The organism is Vibrio sp. 10N.261.46.E11, from assembly GCF_041472735.1.
GTDB lineage: Bacteria > Pseudomonadota > Gammaproteobacteria > Enterobacterales > Vibrionaceae > Vibrio.
Genome location: NZ_JBFRQW010000056.1, coordinates 1 through 17814 on the forward strand (window position 1 = coordinate 1; position 17814 = coordinate 17814).

A 17814-nucleotide genomic window follows, 5' to 3' on the forward strand; every position below is an offset into this window, starting at 1 on the left:
AATATCGAGGCGGTCGCGATGGACATGAATACGGCTTTTGACCTTGAAGTTCAAGCGCACTGCCCGAACGCAAAAATCGTTTACGACTTGTTCCATGTTGTCGCTAAGTTCGGTCGTGAGGTGATGGATAGAGTCAGAGTCGACCAAGCCAACAAACTCAAGCAAGATAAAAAAGCGAGACAATGGGTGAAGCGCTCACGCTGGGTACTGTTGAAAAATAGAGGTAACTTAAATACGCGCCAAGATAGCTATCTTACTGAAATATTGAATATCAATAAGGACTTAATGACCACTTATATACTCGGAGCGCAACTCAAAGAGCTTTGGTATTGTGAATCAGAAGGGCACGCTAAGGGGCTCTGGGACACGTGGTGGGAACAAGTGCAAGATAGTGGGATTAAGCCATTAAAAGAGTTCGCACGAAAACTCAGACCATATCTTCACGGGGTTATCGCATCGGCAAGTTATCCGTTAAACACCTGCACGCTTGAAGGGATAAACAACAAGATAAAGCTAATCAAGCGAATGGGATATGGTTATCGAGATACAGACTACTTTTTCTTGAAGATAAAAGCGGCTTTCCCCGGAAAGCCGCGATGAACCAATAATATTCCTTTCATTGTATTCCTTTTCAATATCACGCCAATTAAATACTCTTATTGGGATTAGTATATTGATCTATAACGATAGGGCAATAATCGATACGAAAATAAAACACTCGGCGCAAGGCCGAGTGCTCGTTGGTTGTTAGCGCATGTTTATAGCTCATTAAGCATGTACTAGCAGTAAGCTCCGGTCACAGTAAGATCAGATTGCTGCGACCATCTTTTGAAGTAGCTTGATCATCTGCTGTTGTTCTTCAGCGTCCAACTCATTCATCAGTTCTTTGTTTAAACGAGTAGGGATTGGAATCAACTGTTCTTCGAGTGCTTTCCCTTTTTCCGTTAAGTAGATTCTGAAAGAACGACGACTGTTTGGATCGGCTCTGCGTTCAACCAGCTCAAGCTTTTCTAGCTTGTCTAGTGTGCGAGTCGTCGTTGAATTCTCGACTTTGGACTTTGCCGCGATATCACGCTGAGTAATACCTTCCTCTTCCCATAGGCACATCAAGGTTGGCCAGAGCGCGATGGTTAAGCCATGTTCTTTCAATTCTGTGTCGAAATCTTTGCTCGCTTTATTGGCGATCACGTTGATCATCCAACCAAAGCTATTTTGTCTATCAAATTCTTGTGACATCCGTCAGTACCTAATTCTTATGATGACATTACAACTATTGTCATCGTAACTAATACCAATGCAATTAGCACCAACATTGCTTCGTTATTTGATAAAAAAGCGAATTGACTGCTAATTTTGAATTAATCGCGAATCGTGACCTTGGCAATCACAATATCTTCGCAAGGTACATCTTCGTGTCCCCAGCGAGTAGTGGTTGGTGCAAGCGCAATCTTGTTGACCACGTCCATGCCTGCCGATACTTTGCCAAACACTGCGTAACCCCAACCTGCGTTGCTGGTCGCGGTATGGTCAAGGAAATCATTGTCGTCAAGGTTGATAAAGAACTGCGCCGTTGCGGAGTGTGGAGCATCAGTACGAGCCATTGCCACAGAGCCAATCACGTTCTTTAGTCCACGATTTGCTTCATTGACGATAGGTGCGTGTGTTGGCTTCTCTGTCATGTCGATAGTGTGTCCACCACCTTGAATCATAAAGCCTTCAATCACACGGTGAAACGTGGTGCCTTCATAGAAGCCTTCTTGGCAGTATTTAAGGAAGTTTTTTGAACTTACTGGCGCTTTCTCAAGGTTAAGTTCAATTTCGATGTCGCCAAAGTTAGTGGTCAGAATAATCATAAAGGTGCCCAATGTTCGAGTACTAATATTTTGAGTACTACAGAGTAGTGGATGACGTAATAGGGTGCAGTATATGAGAAATAACGGCGGATGCCAGTGAACAGTTATTCTGACGTGTATTCAAGGGCGATCTGAATGATCTTCGAGCGTGCCATCGCGCGTTCACTTCACTTGTATAGACAAGAAAGCCAGCGAACAGGTCGCTGGCTTTTGAGGTTTTAAAGATTATTGCTTTTGATTAAAGCGTTAGAAGGTAATTCACCAGCTGGTTGTACTCTTCGTAGCTCTTGATTTGATCCGGTTTTACGATGTATTTGTTGTTAACTAATACGCCCGGAACGCCAGTTAATGTGCTCGCATCAAATTGCTTATCAAAACGCTTCTGCATTGAGTTAACTGCGAAACCGTTGTAGGCCGCATCAAACTTCTTCGCATCGACACCGTTATCAATGAAGATCTGGCGCAGTTCCGCTTCGTTTCTTGGAGTCTGTTGCTTCTCGTGAATTTTGGCGAACATTGCTGGAACCATATTGTCTTCAGCGTCGAGTGCAATCATGGTCGCGTAAGCTTTTGCCATAGGCACAGCCATGTCGTTGCCCATAAACGCTACGTGCACTTTTTGAAAGCTTGCTGATTCTGGTAGATCTTGTTTAAGGAACTCAATGACGCCTTCAAATTTGTAGCAATGAGGGCAGTAAAACGAGAAGAACTCGGTAACGACAGGCTTATCTGCTTTCGCTACGTCGAGGATCTTGTAGTGAGTACCTTCTTCAAACTGAGCGGCATTAATTGAAGCGCTCATGATCAGAGCTGCGAATAGGCTAAATAGCTTTTTCATGTGTTTATTTCCTAAATTTGGATGTCATTGTTTACAGCGATAGAGCTGTATTAGTAATACGTTGGCAAGCGTTGCCAAACAGGGACAAACAATTAAGAAACAGGAGGGCGGTAAGGAGCTTGTGGCGACATGATTGCCTTGTGTGAAGGCTCTTTCTCGATCAAAGCCAATGAACCAATTTGGGTATCAAAAGACTCTGACACAATCAACGGTGGCATTTTAAGTAAGCATACAGAGCCACAGCAGTGGTGTTCCACATTGGGTTGCGCGCTGGAATATGGGAATGAGTCACTGGTGTCGAATGAGGAATCGGTGTTCTGCGATAAGGTTGATAGATTTGGAGTCACCTGCATAGCATTGGCGTTCGCGATACTGTCCACACTGATGGTGGCCACTAACATAGCGAATAGCATAAAAGCATGTACCCAAATTTTGCTTATCAACTTTGGCATGAAATATTGGTCTTTGTGTCCGAATTAAGGTTGGTATGAATCACATTCTGCAACCGTTAAACAAGAAAGCGTGAAACGAGCGCATGATACATCACTCGTTTGCGCATCTCTAATTAAACCCAACAAAACTTAGCAGAGCTCAACTTTTATTAAGCTTGGTACTGTTTAAGGAACATCTCGACGCTGGAATTAATGATTATTTGTTTGTGCTGCTTATCCGGAGAGGGCGCATGACCAATGATCTGTGGCCAAAATGCAAAAGATTTCAACAGGGCGATAAACTGAGTGGATGCAAACAATGGGTCGAGTTCAACCAAACGACCATCAGCCAATGCCGCTTTTATCCATGTTGTCAGGCCGCTTTCTGCTTGAGAATATTTTTCCATCGCTTGATGCGCGAGTTCTGCGTTATGAAAATATTCAGAGAACAGTACGCGAGATAAGTCGATAAAACCTTCAGACTCGAGAAGCTCAAGTTCTTGGTTGGCTATAGAGGTAAGTTGTTCATCTAGCGGTTGTTCGGCTTGATAGGGGAACTGAGTCGCTGCTAATGTTTTGCTCCAAATGCTGTCTAAAATCTCATCCAGTAGCAGTTCTTTGCTGGCAAAATGGTTGTAAACCGTGCGCTTTGATACTTCCGCGCGGCTCGATATTTTATCCATGCTGGTGGCTTTATAGCCATGCTCGGTGAACTCTGCGATGGCAGCGGCCACGATAGATTCACGTTTTCTTTGGCTTAGTGTTTTTTTACCGTCATCTGGATATTACTCAATATGTCGCGGTTAGCATTGCATACGCTAATTTTACACCAGTAAGTTTACTTTTAGAATACCAATCAGTGTATTGGTAATTAGCACGCTAGCACCTGAATCGCTTTGCAATGAACAGCGGGTGTCATAGAATCGAAAACGTATTCGAATTTTATTGATATCAACGGAAGAGAATAAACAATCAATGAGTAGTATTTTAGAGTGTATTCGTACAGTTGGACGAGGGGAAAGAGGTCGTAAGCCTTTGTCGTTCGAACAAGCCTACCGCATCATGGATGAGTATTTAAGCGGAGAGGTCGGTGACGACCAAATGGCTATGCTACTGATGTTGATTCGTGTGCAGAATGAAACCAATGAAGAGATCGCAGGCTTTGTAAAAGCGTTTCAATCTCGAGTGCCAGACTTAGGTGCTGATATCGATTGGCCGTGTTATGCAGGTAAGCGTAACGATAACGCCAGTGGAAAGCCTTGGAACTTGTTGGCAGCAAAAATTCTAGCTGACAACTGCTATAAAGTATTAATGCATGGCTACATGGACAAACCAAGTGGTCGTACGCATGTCGAGACGTATTTAGAATGTGTCGGTGTTCGCAGCGCGCAAGATCCGCAAGACGCAAAGCAGATTCTAGAAGCCGATGGTATTGCTTACTTGCCTTTGGCGAACTTCGCCCCACAAGCTCAAACTATGATTGGTTGGAAACATCGTTATGGACTGAGAACTCCGATTAATACCGTTGTTCGTGCGTTGAACCCTGGTGGCGGACGTTTAGGCTTGCGTGGCAGCTTTCACCCTGGATTCCCACAGCTTCATGCAGAAGTTGAGCATGTGATTGGCAATAAATCCCACTCGGTGATTTCATTTAAAGGCATGAATGGCGAATCAGAATACAACCCCAAGGTAAGCCAAACTGTCTGGATGAGTTCTCCTGAAAAGGTGGAATCTTTCTACTGGGAAGGCACGATGAATGCTGAGCTGCCTCTACCTTCTGAATGTGTACTGGGTACACCGGAAGATGAGATGGAGCTGATGGCGAATAGTGTTGTGGATAGTATGACGGCAATTTTATTCGCAGAAACGCACGATAAGGCTGAAGCTTACTCAAAGGCAGCGCGTTTGTGGGAAGCCTATTGCACTCGTTAGTCGCTACTAGCCAGTCTTTAAGAGTTAGCAAATAACGTATAGCGATTTAAACCGTGAATGAGAAGGTCAGCGAATGCTGGCCTTTTTTGTGCGTGTTTTTTGGGCATCTATCGTGGTTGGTATTCGCTGTTGAATAAAACAGGCGATCATGGTCAAGGTGATCGCCTGCTCATAACTTGTTACTACAACGGTGTTCTGTGCTGTTGAACATGCTGCTTGAGCTTGTCGATCAAGACATGTGTTATGGCTGCGCTATTTTAGGAATAGGCCGAAGTCGATCTCTTGTTCTCTTCCGTACTCAACCAGTTTCACTTTCAAGTTGTGTTCTGCTGCAAGATCAATAGCTAAGTTAGACATGCGCTTTATCTCATTAAAACAACTTGAGATTAGGGGCTTTTCTTGGTTGTCGACAGTAGCGATAAGTGTGTTCTCTGTACCTTCGTTGTCTGCATAAACATACGCGTACATGTTGTTGTCGTGTTGCATAAATTACCTAAGTTGAGTTTTTTATTATTAGTGTGATGAAGGTTACAGTATTTATGTATTCAGGCTAGCTTATGGGAGGAATCAAAGGTAAGAGTTTGTAAGCGGTGTTTAAATTTTTGCTTCATAGGCATGCGTGCAAGCCTTTTGTTACCTCGTTTTTTGCTTTGGTAGGTTTTGCCTATCAATAAAATTGTTGAAATCCATTTAGTAAAATCAAGATTTTAGACAACAATTAAGGTAACACGATAGAAAAATCGATAACAAAACGTATTTTAGGGAGAACGCAATGCATTCTATTAAAGTGAAAGATTACATGACGCCGCAGGTTGTGACATTCACTCCTGATATGCCGTTAAGTCTCGCGTTAGACAGAGTAATGCGCAGCCATCATATGGGTGGTCCAGTCATTGATGATAATGAACAAGTGATTGGTTTCCTTTCTGAACAAGATTTACTCGAGAAGTTAGTGAAGGTGAGCTATTTCTGCCAAGACACGCATATTGTAGGTGATTGTATGTACCAAGAAGTTCTCTCGGTATCACCAGAATTATCCATTATTGAATTGGCAGATATGATGCAAGTTGGAAAACCCAAAGCTTATCCAGTACTCGATAACAAAAAGCTAGTGGGAATGATCACTCGAACCGATGTTTTGAGAGCAATCGGCAAGAACTTAGATGAATGCTTTAAACATCAGGTATAGTTTTAAACATCATGTATAGTGGTGTGTTAAGAACGATTATTTTTCTCAATACCCTCAATTGAAAAGGCGCACTAGCGCCTTTTTTCTTTGTAGAGCTTTTCTTGGTGGATCTTTTTTGTAGATCCCTAGTTTGTGGCTGACTAGCTTATAGAGCTTTATTTTGTGGTGTTCCAACTTTTGGAGGTTTCATGTCAAATCAAACTGCGAAGTTTGTAGAAGGTTCAACGATGCGCCACATATTGGTGATGTCGGGGGCTGGCTCTGTTGGTTTGATGGCGTTATTCGTGGTCGATTTACTCGATATGTTGTTCATCAGTATGTTGGGACAAGTCGAATTGGCCGCGGCTGTTGGTTTTGCAGGCACACTGACATTTTTCTCTACCTCCGTTTCGATCGGTACTTCTATTGCTATGGGTGCGTTGGTTTCCAAAGCTATTGGTTCAAAGAATCAAGAACACGCTCGAAACCTCGCCACCAGTATTATGCTGACCGCTTTTGTCATCAGTTTGACGATTACTGCGGTGATGTTCGCCTATATCCCAGAGCTGCTTGCTGCGATTGGTGCAAAGGGGGTTGCCGCAGAGCGGGCGCAAGCTTACCTGCAGATCTTATTGCCAAGCGGGCCATTTCTAGCGCTAGCGATGGCTGCGGGTGCAGGCTTGAGAGCCGCAGGGGATGCCAAACGTTCGATGTGGTCGACCTTGTCGGGCGGCATTGTTAACGCGATTCTCGACCCTTTGTTTATTTTTGGTTTTGGTTGGAACATCGAAGGGGCGGCTATCGCTTCTGTCTTTGCTCGTTTTTCGGTGCTCTTTTTCTCGCTTTACCCTTTGATTCGCAGTCACCAGCTGGTGGCTCCCCCTTCTCTTGTACAATGGCGCATTAATATTCGACCAATATTGGCTATTGCGCTGCCTGCTATTATCACCAATACCGCAACGCCTATCGGTAATGCGATTGTAACGACGGGGATTGCACAATACGGAGAGGATTTTGTCGCGGGCTTTGCCGTGATAGGTCGTCTGACGCCGGTTTGTTTTGCGGTTATCTTTGCTTTGTCTGGCGCTGTGGGCCCTATCATTGGGCAAAACTTTGGTGCAGAGCGAATGGACAGAGTAAAAGAAACACTCAACAACTCATTGTTGGTCACTACGGCGTACACCATCGCCGTTTGTATTCTCTTATACTTTGTCCAAGACTATGTGATCCAAGGCTTTAGCCTACAAGGTGATGCAGCAATTATTGTTGCCGCATTCTGTACCTATGTAGCGTTGACCTTCACCTTCAACGGCGCACTGTTTGTTGCCAACACGTCTTTTAATAACCTAGGTAAACCGCTTTACTCGACAGCACTGAATCTGGGTAAAGCCACTCTCGGTACATTGCCGTTCGTTTACTTAGGCTCGCAATGGTATGGCGCATTGGGTGTGCTGTACGGGCAAGCCTTGGGCAATGTTTTGTTCGGAATACTCGGTACCCTAGTGCTTCGCTATCATATTGCCGAGCTTATGCAAGGTTCCCAAGTTGATCCTGTAGAAGACGATGTGTCGATAGTCAGCTTGAATACTCAACCATTCTGTTCACATGATGCGGTTCTTATTGATGATGTATCGGCGAACAGAGAAGAGTGTAAAGAGCTCAAGTCGCAATAACAGCGACACTCCAATATAGATTAGTTGGTTTGTAAATTTCTTATTAGCCTTGGACAATTTGTTCTTGACCTTGGAGTTATCTCCAAGGTTTATACTTTTGTTGTACTTAAGGCTCTGTTGCTCGTGAATGAGCAACAACCTCAAGGCTTTTGAGTATTAAGGAGATACATTATGTGCGCAAAACACGCAGCGTGCCGCTCAACAAAAGTGGACGTTCAACCACAAGCGACTGGAGCAAGTTGCTCTAGCCCTAAAATTTCAAGCATTACCGCAGCAGGTACTTCATCTTCATGTTGCAGCTCTTCTGCTACTGCGTCTTCATCGTCAGGAGATGATTGTTGTGGTTCAGACAGTGGAGAAGAAGACAGTCAGTCCTCTACTCAAACTTTAAATGCCCAATTTTCTAAAAGTTGGTTGGTTGCCGGAATGGACTGCCCAGCTTGTGCTAAAAAAATAGAGAAAGCCGTTAGAAACATTGAAGGTGTTATTCAAGCGAAGGTTCTCTTTGCTACCGAAAAACTGGTTGTGCAATTCGACAATGAAAGTCTTGCCGACACCATTGAACAGGTCTCTATCAAAACGGGCTTCCCCCTTTCGGAAGTTGGTTCTAAAAAAGAAAAACAGCACCCCGAGACTTTTTGGCAAGCTCATATCCAACCTAATTTACAAATTATAGCGATTGCAGCCGCTATGCTCTTCGCAGCACTGTTGAAAAGTACTTCTCCTCAACTAAGTGAAGGTTTGTTTACCGTAACCTGTTTGCTTGGTTTGTATCCAGTGGCCAAGAAAGCAGTTCAGTTGGCACGTTCAGGTACGCCTTTTGCAATCGAAACCTTAATGAGTGTGGCCGCGCTCGGTGCCTTGTACCTTGGCGAAACTGCGGAAGCGGCGATGGTTCTATTGTTGTTCTTGATTGGTGAGCGCTTAGAAGCGTTTGCTTCATCCAGAGCAAGAAGTGGCGTTCAGGCGCTAATGGCATTGGTGCCAGAAAATGCCACCAAGATTATCAACGGTGATCGTGTTGACGTTGGAGTAAGTGAACTTGTTCCTGGTGACGTGATTGAAGTGGCGGCGGGTTCTCGTTTACCTGCTGATGGTCAACTGATTACCGACGCAGCAAGCTTTGATGAAAGTGCGCTAACGGGTGAGTCTGTTCCTGTCGAACATATCGAAGGTAACAGCATCATGGCGGGCGCTGTGGTGGTCGATAAAGTCGTTCGTATCACCATCACGTCAAAACAGGGTGAGAACGCGATCGACCGTATTCTTCACTTGATTGAAGAAGCAGAATCTCGTAAAGCACCGCTTGAACGTTTCCTAGATAAGTTTAGTCGCTGGTACACACCACTAATGATGTTAGTGGCTCTGTTGGTCATCATCACCCCACCATTGCTGTTCGCGCAGCCTTGGGAAACCTGGGTTTACCGAGGTCTAGCTCTATTGTTGATTGCTTGTCCGTGTGCGTTGGTTATCTCGACACCTGCTGCAATTACTTCTGGTTTAGCAGCAGCGGCGAAACGTGGCGCATTAATTAAAGGCGGCGCGGCACTAGAGCAGCTTGGTAAAATTCAAACCATCGCTTTTGATAAGACGGGGACATTGACGGAGGGGAAGCCTCAGGTTACCGATATCCAACCTCTATCTGATTGGCAGCAAGACGCAATGCTACGCGTAGTGGGTGCGATTGAAGTGGGTTCGACTCATCCTTTGGCGCAATCGCTTGTCGCTAAAGTCAAAGAGTTGAATGTTGAGATCCCTGAGTCACACAACAAGAAAGCGCTGATTGGTAGCGGTGTTGAAGGCGATGTCGATGGTGTTAAGTATCAGGTTTTATCACCGTCTAAAGTCACGTTCGCTCTTGGACCCGATGTGGTTTCTCAGGTAGAAGCATTAGAAGGCGAGGGCAAGACGGTTGTGGTTGCTTTTGAGCTTAAAGATCTAGAAGAGTCAACAGAACAAGCTACGACAGTGATTGGTTTGATTGCTTGGCAAGATACGTTACGCAGTGATGCTAAGCTTGCGATTGAGCGACTTAATGACTTAGGTATTCAATCTATCATGCTGACTGGCGACAACCCACGAAGCGCTGCAGCGATCAGTAGCAAGATTGGTATGCAATATAAAGCGAGCCTGCTTCCAAGTGACAAGGTGTCTTATGTTGAAGAGTTATCTCAACAGTCACACGTTGCTATGGTCGGTGATGGCATCAACGATGCGCCAGCAATGAAAACGGCGAATGTCGGTATTGCTATGGGTGGTGGTACTGATGTTGCACTTGAAACGGCAGATTCAGCACTGACTCACAACCGTTTAACTGAGCTGCCCGCGATGATTGAATTGTCGCAAGCGACTATGAATAACATTCGTCAAAACGTAGCACTAGCACTCGGCTTGAAAGGTGTGTTCTTGGTGACCAGTTTGCTTGGTATTACCGGGCTTTGGGTTGCCGTTCTTGCAGATAGTGGTGCGACAGCTCTGGTGACACTCAACGCACTGCGCCTGCTTCGATTCAAGTCTAAAGCGGATTAAGTTCAGCTCTCTGACATAGACGCTCTTAATTTTAAAAGCGTCTTATATAAAAAGCATCTCGCATAAAAGCGCCTTTAGCGGTCATACGTTAAAGGCGCTTTTTGTCTCATTAGTATGCAACGCAGCCGTTCGGATTGCTTATTTTTGTGATGCCAATCGGTTTTTAGTGAAACCTTAAATGTTGTTGCGATCATTGGTGTGATGCTCGTCACTTCATTTCATTATGAGCTTGGTTAGAGTGTGTTCGTACCCCACGAATTTACTATGAGCTTAAATAAGGGTAAAAAGCCCAATAAGCCAAAAGGAGCGAACTATGTCTCAAGCTGTTTTCCACTTAGGTGTTACTGAAGCAGATCTTAACGGTGCTACTCTTGCGATCATTCCTGGTGATCCTGCTCGTGTGCAAAAAATTGCAGAAGAGATGGAGAATCCCGTATTTCTTGCGAGTCACCGTGAATACACGCTTTACCGTGCAGAGCTAGACGGTAAGCCAGTTGTTGTATGTTCAACAGGTATCGGCGGCCCATCTACTTCTATCGCAGTTGAAGAGCTTGCTCAGCTTGGCGTTCGTACTTTCCTACGTGTTGGGACTACTGGTGCGATCCAACCTCACGTAAACGTGGGTGACATGATTGTTTCTACGGGTTCTGTTCGTCTAGACGGCGCTAGCCTGCACTTCGCTCCTATGGAGTTCCCAGCAGTTGCTGATTTCGAAGTTGCTACAGCAATGAAAGCAGCAGTTGAAGAATCAGGCGCAGCCGTTCACATGGGCGTAACCGCTTCAAGTGACACTTTCTACCCAGGTCAAGAGCGCTACGACACGTTCTCTGGTCGCGTGGTTAAGCGTTTCCAAGGTTCTATGCAAGAATGGCAAGACATGGGTGTTCTTAACTTCGAAATGGAATCTGCAACGCTACTAACAATGTGTGCAAGTTCTGGTTTGAAAGCAGGTTGTGTTGCTGGTGTGATCATCAACCGTACTCAAAAAGAGATACCTGATCACGAGACACTAAAAGTAACGGAAGCGCGCTCAATCAAAGTGGTTGTAGAAGCTGCTCGTAAAATGCTTTAAGTCGTAACAGTGCTTTTAGTTTTAAAGTGCTTTTAGTTTTAAAGTGCTTTAAGTTTTTAAGTTTTTAAGTGCTTTAAGTCTTAAAACGACTTCAAATTTTGAAAATGGCCGCATCGAATGATGCGGCCATTTTTTATGGAGCAAAGAAATTAAAGGCATAGATAGTTGAAGATGAAAATGGAGCGAAGCAGATAAATGGCTGGAAAACAAAAAAGGCGAGTGACTTAAACGGTCATTCGCCTTTTTGTTTTTTGAGAATTCGATATGTTCGAGTTTCTTAAATTAGCACTCTAAATCTTCATCACCACCGGCGGCGGTAAACCATGCCGCGAGATGTGTTTTAAGATCTTTTAATTCGTCAGGGCCAATCAATGCAAGGCCAAGATCTTCGGCTCGTGTGATGTCATTATGACGAAGAGGGCGGAAGCTCACCAACATTGCACGGGCCTGTAGGCCACCTAGCAGGTCTCTGAGCGATTCCAGCTTGTACAGGGTATCATCGCCATCATCTCGCATACCTTTGGTCTTACACTCGATGATGTGCAGCTTATTGTTCACTACAGAAGCAACATCAAGCTCATTACGAACTTCGCGCTCACCGAGCTGACGATAAACCTGAACATTCAAAGAGCGATCTTGAATGGTCGGCATGTCATCTTGGATCTGCTTAACGGTGCTATGAACCAATGTTTCAAGCCATTCGCCGTTTGAGAAGCGTCGCGCGTCTTCATTGGCAAACGTCAAAATACCATTGTCATAAGTGGCAATCTTAGCTTCGACTAAATCGCTCAATAGCATGTTCAGCTCGCGATAACCTTGTTGCTTCTCAGACAAGCCCACGTCAAGCCTTTGTTCTTTACGGCAGGTGGTTGCAAGGTAGTTCAATGTAGCAAGGCCTGGGCCTAATTCTAATGCATTACTTGCCCAACGCTCACCCAGTTCATACAGTTTTTGGTCAAGTTGCGGAGACAGTTGTACATCGCTGAATTCACCACGAGCACCGAATACCGTTAAGTAGTCATCGATAGTGATGCGGTCTTGAACTTGTGCGTCTTCTTTACCATTCGGGTAAAGCCAGCACAGTTTGTCACTGTTTGGTTCAACAACAAAGATTGGCCAGTGGTAAGTACGAAATACTTCGTAGACAGACAGTAGGCGGTGACGAAGGCCACAACTTGCGTTGAGCTTCACTTCTTGTCCCCTAGCTTTTAAGTCTTCAGCAAGGTTTTGGATCGATTCTTTAATTGCAGAGGTGTTTACGATAGTTGGAATCTCGAAAAATTCACTCGTAATATCACGCTTCTGCAAAACGCTGTCTAAGCGTTGATAGATACTGATTTGATTTTTGTCACCGATGAACACGATGTGAGTGCTGATCGTTCGGTTGTCGAGTAGTGGGGTGATCAACCGAATGGGGTCTTGATCGATAATGCCAACATGAACAGCCATATAAATTCCTTAATAGCGGCTCGCTCATAAAGGTGAAAGAAAAACGGGAAGCAGCAAGCCTTTATAATCATATAATGACAAAGCTCATAAAAAACAAGGGCAACCCTTGATAAAAGTTGCCCTTGTTCAATTAGTTATCACTATTGGGTTAGATATCCCAACATTTCAGGTGAATATCTATTGGTTCTTCGTTTACTTATAGCTTGAATTGATGAACTAAATCGCCTTGCTGGTTTGCCAGAATGGTTAGGTTTTGGCTTGCCTCTGCAATTGATGACATCGCTTGATAACTCTTATCAGCAATCTGGTTGATGTCTTCAATGTTACGCGCGATATCACCCGAAGTTTCACTCTGCTCAGCCGCGGCTTGAGAAATGTGCGTACTCATTCGACTGATTTCTAGAATCAATGCCTGAATTTCTTCCATAGCACTATTAGCACTTGAAGCTTGTTGAACCGACATATCCATATCGCTCATGCAGCTTTCAATCACATTGCTTGCTGTTTTAGAACTTGATTGTAGGTTACTGATCATGGTCTCAATTTCAGACGTCGATTGAGTTGTCTTTTGTGCCAGTACTCGGACTTCATCGGCAACGACAGCAAATCCACGGCCTTGTTCACCTGCGCGCGCGGCTTCGATTGCTGCGTTGAGTGCAAGTAGGTTGGTTTGATCTGCAATACCACGAATAACATCGAGGATAGAGCCAATCTGGCTACTCATTTGTTGTAGCTCGCCTACAGCACCCACGGATTCAGTCAGGCGCACCTCAAGTTGATTGATGGTACTGATGTTGGTGTTCATGACCTGACGACCTGATTCAGAAGCCGATTCTACTTGTTGAACCATAGTTAACGAGCTTTGCGCGCTGTTTGCTACTTCTTGTACAGAGTGAGACATTTGTGTCATTGCCGTTGCGACGGTTGCTGTTTGTTCACGCTGGCTGTTCAATTGAGCCTGTGTCTCAGAAGAGGTTTTTTGGTTTACGCTTGCAGTATTGGTTAGGTCATCTGAAGCGTCATTCAGTTTCACCAGAATATTGTGCAGGTTGTCGGCTAAGGTATTGATGTGACGGCTTACTCGGCTGAATTCGTTGTCGTATCGAATATCGATACGCTGAGTCATATCTCCTTCAGTCAGGCCTTCTAATGTACCTAGGATACGCGTTAGTGGCTCTCTTACACTATGTGCAATGTGGTAACCAATTGCTGCAGCGAATACGGTGACAACAATGCCAATTGCAATCGCTTTGAATAGACCGTTGTCGTAGATGCTGCTCGCATCTGCTAATGATGAGTTGAGTTGCTCTTCCGCTGTGACGTTGAAAGAATCCAGTACCGCCATTGCTTGGTCGACCTCAACGGCTAGATTAGCAATGTTGATGTACAAGGCTTCTTTCGCTTTCAGATAATTATTATGTTTATCTAAAACACCGCCTTTTTGCCCCACGTCTTTGGTGAAGTTTTTAACCGATTCATCAAAAACATTTTTTATCGCAGGCAATTGTGTCGCTAAGCCACGGTACGCGTAGTTTAGGTGGGTAACGGCCTTTTTGTTTTGGTTAACGGCTTTTTGTACGAAGGCAACATCAGAACTTGCTAGTGCATCCGAGGTAATCACCTCCGCGTCTTGTAGTTTAATAAAGTAGCTCTTTGCCATCACTTTTACAGAGATACTTTTTTGGTCGGCAACGTACTCTTTCATGCCAACGGTCAATTCTGAATGTAAGCGTTGGAAATCACGTGATGCTTTTTGTACTTGCTCTTGCGCCTCAAACATAGCGATATAATTGTTCATCGCTTCATCTGCTTCGGTGAAGTAACGTTCTTCCATCGCTCTTAATTGCGTGATGCGCTCAGTGAGCGAGGTATTGTCTTGGCTTGCTGTTTCTAGGCTACCTAGAACTTCAGAAAAAGCGTTTTGTGATGCAGCAAACTCTGTACGCATTGCAGACATACGCTCAGAATTTTGTGTGGTTAAGAAGTCTTTAAATGACTTGTCAGCGGAAAGTAATTGGACACTTGTTTGGTTTGAAAGCGCAACCAGCGGCAATGAGACTTTTGAGACGCTCTCAAAATTGCTATGTATCTGATTCATGCTGCTCATCATGATGGTTATCGTGACTGCGAACATGATGATGATCAGTGCGAAACCAGCGTACATACGCTTGATCACAGATCCCTTCATGACTTTCTCCCTAAATAAATGTGGACCTAATACCAGGTCAAAACAAAACTAACAAAATTATCAGAATTCTATTGAGCTCGGCTTACGCATTTTATGACGCACACGTCAAAAATAGTCCTTTGTCCTAGCCAATATGCCGTTCTTGAGAGGTAAGGCGTGTTTTTTTTGATTTGAACGGTGTTTTTTATTATGCTTTAAAGCAGGTTTATTGTGGTTTGATGCGGCATAGCGCATACTCAAAGCATTAAAAAATAAATGTTTTATCGGAGAGACACATGGCTGAAGAAACCATTTTTAGTAAGATCATCAATAAAGAAATCCCAGCAGATCTACTATACCAAGACGATTTAGTAACCGCATTTCGCGATATTAACCCTCGTGCCCCTAGTCATATTCTAATTATTCCTAACAAGCTGATCCCAACAACGAATGATGTTGAAGCGGAAGATGAAGCAATGATGGGACGTATGTTTACTGTTGCTCGTAAGTTAGCAAAAGAAGAAGGCATTGCAGAAGATGGCTATCGTCTTATTGTGAACTGCAATTCTCACGGTGGCCAAGAGGTTTACCATATTCACATGCATTTGGTTGGTGGCCGCCCGCTTGGCCCGCTTTTAATGAGTTAATTAAAAGGTTAATAAGCTAACGAAACAGTTAATGATCTCGTTAATACAAGTTAATGGTTAATTAACATAAACAGCGAGTTGAAAAATTTGTTGTTTGTATGCCAACTTTTAGTTTTATCTGTTGTCTGAATATCGGCATCGATTAGGTAGAGCCTAAAAAGCAAGGTATCCACTTGCTTAAGATCCTTTTAACAAAGTTGGCATTTTAAACATGCACGGAGACGATAAGTGAAGCACCAGTTTAGATTCGCTTCCATTGCCCTGTTATCGGCGTTGACAGCGGGTTGTGCGAATATGTCGGCAGGGAGCCTGTTCAGTCATTACAGCGCGCAAAACAATGAGATATACCAAGCCGTCAAGTCTGGGGATTATTCAACGGCTCAACAAGAGTTACCAGATTACGTAGCAGGTGACATTCTTGATAACTTTGAAAAAGGTAGAATTAATCTACTTGATCAAAAATATCCTGAGAGTAAGTCGTCGCTCGAACTAGCCGATCAGGCAGTAAAAGATCAGCAAAGTAAAGCGGTGATCTCTGTATCAGACAGCGCAACCAGTGTCGGCGCGTTGGCTGTGAATGACAATATTACCGAGTATGTGCCAGCCGATTATGAGTTGGGCTTTCTGCATTTATATCTTGGTCTGAATTATTTAAAGAAAAATGACTTAGAAGGTGCGGTGATCGAAATGCGTCGCGCTAACCAAGTTCAGGAACAAGCCAAGAAACAACGTGAAGCTGAGTTAGAAAGTGCTGCTAGCGACGCAAAATCTCAAGGGTTGTCTGCCAACGTGGGTAGTATTCTTGCGAATTATCCTGATGCGGGTAAAAAGCTGCAATCTGTGCAAAATGCGTATCTGATGTTTTTGTCTGGCCTGCTTTACGAAGCATCTAACGATCTGAATAGCGCTTATGTGGACTATCGACGTGCTTTGGCCATCATGCCTGAGAACCAAGAAATCATCGATAGAACCATGGCAACAGCTGCTCGCTTAGGCATGCGACAAGATTTAGCAACACTGAAAAAGCGCTACAAACAGTCATCTAAGTTAGGGGCAAGCGAAGGGCGAGTAATTGTGCTTCAAGAACAAAGTGCAGTTCAAGCGATGGACAGTTGGCGATTAGATTTACCTATTTATGACAGTCGCGATCAGGGCGCAATATATTCTCTGGCGCTGCCATATTACCCGCGCCAAAACGCAGAACGTTTTTCTGCGCTACGAATCAGCGGGCAACCTTTGTCTGAGCATTTGATTACGGATGTGAATGCGATGGCTCAGAACGATTTGTCTGAACGTATGACGAGCATTGTTATTCGCCAAGCGTTACGTGTGGTCGCGAAAGACCGCATCCGTAAAGAAGCAGCTCAAGGTAACGATGTCGGTAACATTTTGTTCAATGTCTGGAATGCATTCACAGAGCAACCAGACACTCGAAGCTGGCAATCTTTACCTGCGGAAATAAAGACCAGCACGTTTGTAGCGAACAGTGGTCAATATACGTTAGAAGCGGGTGATAAAACGTATGACTTTGATATTCGAGAAGGACAGACCACTTTGGTGTGGATTTCTCGACAAGGAAACAATGCAACAATGTGGCATAAACAGCTAGGGAGGCTGTAATGAAAAAGTGGTTAGTGAGCTTAGCAGCGGTTATGGCTCTGGCTGGTTGTGCTGATAATACAGCTGGCGTAAGGGTAGATAGTCAAACTCAGAACGTTTTCTTTGGTGATAAGGTATTGGGTAGCCGCTTACAGGTTGAAGATATCCGAACTGACCTCGTCGACGGTCACACGAGAGGAATCGTGCGTTTAAACAGTAACTATAAAGGCGATCAACATATCCTTTATCGCTTTTACTGGTACGACGATGCTGGTCTTGAGGTCAATTTAAAGCAAGGTCCTTGGAAGCAAGCGATTGTTCGTGGCTTTGAAAGTATCTCGTTGTCGGAAGTGTCGGTAAATCCGAAAGCGACTCAGTTTAGAGTTCAGTTCAGAGAGCAGTAAACTTTCGTTTGGAACCGCTCATATTTAGAGTAGATCCAAGCTTTATAGCAAA

At 44.3% G+C, this 17814-nt stretch carries 17 protein-coding genes; 9 read left to right on the forward strand and 8 right to left on the reverse strand.

Annotated elements, in window-relative coordinates:
- Positions 1-600 (forward strand): transposase (locus tag AB4407_RS17385; protein WP_372121440.1); only part of this gene is annotated, 600 nt, incomplete at its 5' end.
- A 207-nt stretch (positions 601-807) separates the two neighbouring features.
- Here the strand turns inward: AB4407_RS17385 and AB4407_RS17390 are convergent.
- From AB4407_RS17390 to AB4407_RS17410, 5 genes are all read right to left on the reverse strand, one after another.
- Positions 808-1236 (reverse strand): MarR family winged helix-turn-helix transcriptional regulator, encoded by a 429-nt coding sequence (locus AB4407_RS17390; RefSeq protein WP_017101603.1) that lies wholly within the window; start codon positions 1234-1236, stop codon positions 808-810.
- A gap of 122 nt (positions 1237-1358) precedes the next feature.
- Positions 1359-1853 carry a peptidylprolyl isomerase gene (locus AB4407_RS17395; protein WP_372121441.1) on the reverse strand — a complete coding sequence of 165 codons (495 nt, stop codon included), beginning with the start codon at positions 1851-1853 and terminating at the stop codon, positions 1359-1361.
- A gap of 238 nt (positions 1854-2091) precedes the next feature.
- Positions 2092-2691, reverse strand: coding sequence for a thiol:disulfide interchange protein DsbA/DsbL (locus AB4407_RS17400; RefSeq protein ID WP_017104118.1), 600 nt, complete (start codon positions 2689-2691; stop codon positions 2092-2094).
- Between the two features lie 92 nt (positions 2692-2783).
- Complete coding sequence (locus AB4407_RS17405) at positions 2784-3143, reverse strand: hypothetical protein (protein ID WP_372121442.1); 360 nt, start codon at positions 3141-3143, stop codon at positions 2784-2786.
- Positions 3144-3292: 149 nt separating this feature from the next.
- Positions 3293-3859: a TetR/AcrR family transcriptional regulator gene (locus tag AB4407_RS17410; RefSeq protein ID WP_372121465.1), complete on the reverse strand. Its 567-nt coding sequence runs from the start codon at positions 3857-3859 to the stop codon at positions 3293-3295.
- Positions 3860-4067: 208 nt separating this feature from the next.
- Between AB4407_RS17410 and AB4407_RS17415 the strand changes: the two genes are divergently transcribed.
- Positions 4068-5054 (forward strand): glycosyl transferase family protein, encoded by a 987-nt coding sequence (locus AB4407_RS17415; RefSeq protein WP_372121443.1) that lies wholly within the window; start codon positions 4068-4070, stop codon positions 5052-5054.
- Between the two features lie 252 nt (positions 5055-5306).
- On the opposite strand, the gene AB4407_RS17420 is transcribed toward AB4407_RS17415, so the two are convergent.
- Positions 5307-5540: a hypothetical protein gene (locus AB4407_RS17420; protein WP_372121444.1), complete on the reverse strand. Its 234-nt coding sequence runs from the start codon at positions 5538-5540 to the stop codon at positions 5307-5309.
- 286 nt (positions 5541-5826) lie between these two features.
- Between AB4407_RS17420 and AB4407_RS17425 the strand changes: the two genes are divergently transcribed.
- From AB4407_RS17425 to udp, 4 genes are all read left to right on the forward strand, one after another.
- On the forward strand, positions 5827-6243 hold the full coding sequence (locus tag AB4407_RS17425) for a CBS domain-containing protein (protein WP_009847166.1): 417 nt from the start codon (positions 5827-5829) through the stop codon (positions 6241-6243).
- Positions 6244-6431: 188 nt separating this feature from the next.
- Entirely contained in the window at positions 6432-7895 is a 1464-nt protein-coding gene (locus AB4407_RS17430) for an MATE family efflux transporter (RefSeq protein ID WP_372121445.1), read from the forward strand.
- Between the two features lie 171 nt (positions 7896-8066).
- The gene (locus AB4407_RS17435) at positions 8067-10424 is read left to right on the forward strand and encodes a zinc/cadmium/mercury/lead-transporting ATPase (protein WP_372121446.1); all 2358 of its coding nucleotides are present in this window, start codon (positions 8067-8069) and stop codon (positions 10422-10424) included.
- Between the two features lie 313 nt (positions 10425-10737).
- A complete protein-coding gene (gene udp, locus AB4407_RS17440; RefSeq protein WP_009847163.1) occupies positions 10738-11496 on the forward strand; it encodes a uridine phosphorylase in 759 nt (252 codons plus the stop codon).
- Positions 11497-11778: 282 nt separating this feature from the next.
- On the opposite strand, the gene AB4407_RS17445 is transcribed toward udp, so the two are convergent.
- Positions 11779-12945 (reverse strand): DUF1887 family protein, encoded by a 1167-nt coding sequence (locus AB4407_RS17445; protein WP_009847162.1) that lies wholly within the window; start codon positions 12943-12945, stop codon positions 11779-11781.
- Positions 12946-13141: 196 nt separating this feature from the next.
- Positions 13142-15133, reverse strand: coding sequence for a methyl-accepting chemotaxis protein (locus tag AB4407_RS17450; RefSeq protein WP_009847161.1), 1992 nt, complete (start codon positions 15131-15133; stop codon positions 13142-13144).
- A 275-nt stretch (positions 15134-15408) separates the two neighbouring features.
- Here AB4407_RS17450 and hinT point away from each other — a divergent pair, with 275 nt between their 5' ends.
- The 3 genes from hinT (at position 15409) to AB4407_RS17465 (ending at position 17762) form a co-directional block, all read left to right on the forward strand.
- Positions 15409-15759, forward strand: coding sequence for a purine nucleoside phosphoramidase (gene hinT, locus AB4407_RS17455; protein WP_009847160.1), 351 nt, complete (start codon positions 15409-15411; stop codon positions 15757-15759).
- Between the two features lie 228 nt (positions 15760-15987).
- A complete protein-coding gene (locus AB4407_RS17460) occupies positions 15988-17379 on the forward strand; it encodes a COG3014 family protein (protein ID WP_372121447.1) in 1392 nt (463 codons plus the stop codon).
- Entirely contained in the window at positions 17379-17762 is a 384-nt protein-coding gene (locus tag AB4407_RS17465) for a YcfL family protein (RefSeq protein ID WP_009847158.1), read from the forward strand. The genes AB4407_RS17460 and AB4407_RS17465 overlap by 1 nt, the downstream gene beginning before the upstream one ends.
- The last annotated feature ends 52 nt before the right edge of the window (positions 17763-17814 follow it).

Coding starts and splice junctions, on each gene's coding strand:
- AB4407_RS17425 (WP_009847166.1), top strand. CDS start 5,827: ATGCATTCTATTAAAGTGAAAGATTACATGACGCCGCAGGTTGTGACA.
- hinT (WP_009847160.1), top strand. CDS start 15,409: ATGGCTGAAGAAACCATTTTTAGTAAGATCATCAATAAAGAAATCCCA.
- AB4407_RS17400 (WP_017104118.1), bottom strand. CDS start 2,691: ATGAAAAAGCTATTTAGCCTATTCGCAGCTCTGATCATGAGCGCTTCA.
- AB4407_RS17435 (WP_372121446.1), top strand. CDS start 8,067: ATGTGCGCAAAACACGCAGCGTGCCGCTCAACAAAAGTGGACGTTCAA.
- AB4407_RS17420 (WP_372121444.1), bottom strand. CDS start 5,540: ATGCAACACGACAACAACATGTACGCGTATGTTTATGCAGACAACGAA.
- AB4407_RS17390 (WP_017101603.1), bottom strand. CDS start 1,236: ATGTCACAAGAATTTGATAGACAAAATAGCTTTGGTTGGATGATCAAC.
- AB4407_RS17405 (WP_372121442.1), bottom strand. CDS start 3,143: ATGCCAAAGTTGATAAGCAAAATTTGGGTACATGCTTTTATGCTATTC.
- udp (WP_009847163.1), top strand. CDS start 10,738: ATGTCTCAAGCTGTTTTCCACTTAGGTGTTACTGAAGCAGATCTTAAC.
- AB4407_RS17450 (WP_009847161.1), bottom strand. CDS start 15,133: ATGAAGGGATCTGTGATCAAGCGTATGTACGCTGGTTTCGCACTGATC.
- AB4407_RS17395 (WP_372121441.1), bottom strand. CDS start 1,853: ATGATTATTCTGACCACTAACTTTGGCGACATCGAAATTGAACTTAAC.
- AB4407_RS17445 (WP_009847162.1), bottom strand. CDS start 12,945: ATGGCTGTTCATGTTGGCATTATCGATCAAGACCCCATTCGGTTGATC.
- AB4407_RS17465 (WP_009847158.1), top strand. CDS start 17,379: ATGAAAAAGTGGTTAGTGAGCTTAGCAGCGGTTATGGCTCTGGCTGGT.
- AB4407_RS17430 (WP_372121445.1), top strand. CDS start 6,432: ATGTCAAATCAAACTGCGAAGTTTGTAGAAGGTTCAACGATGCGCCAC.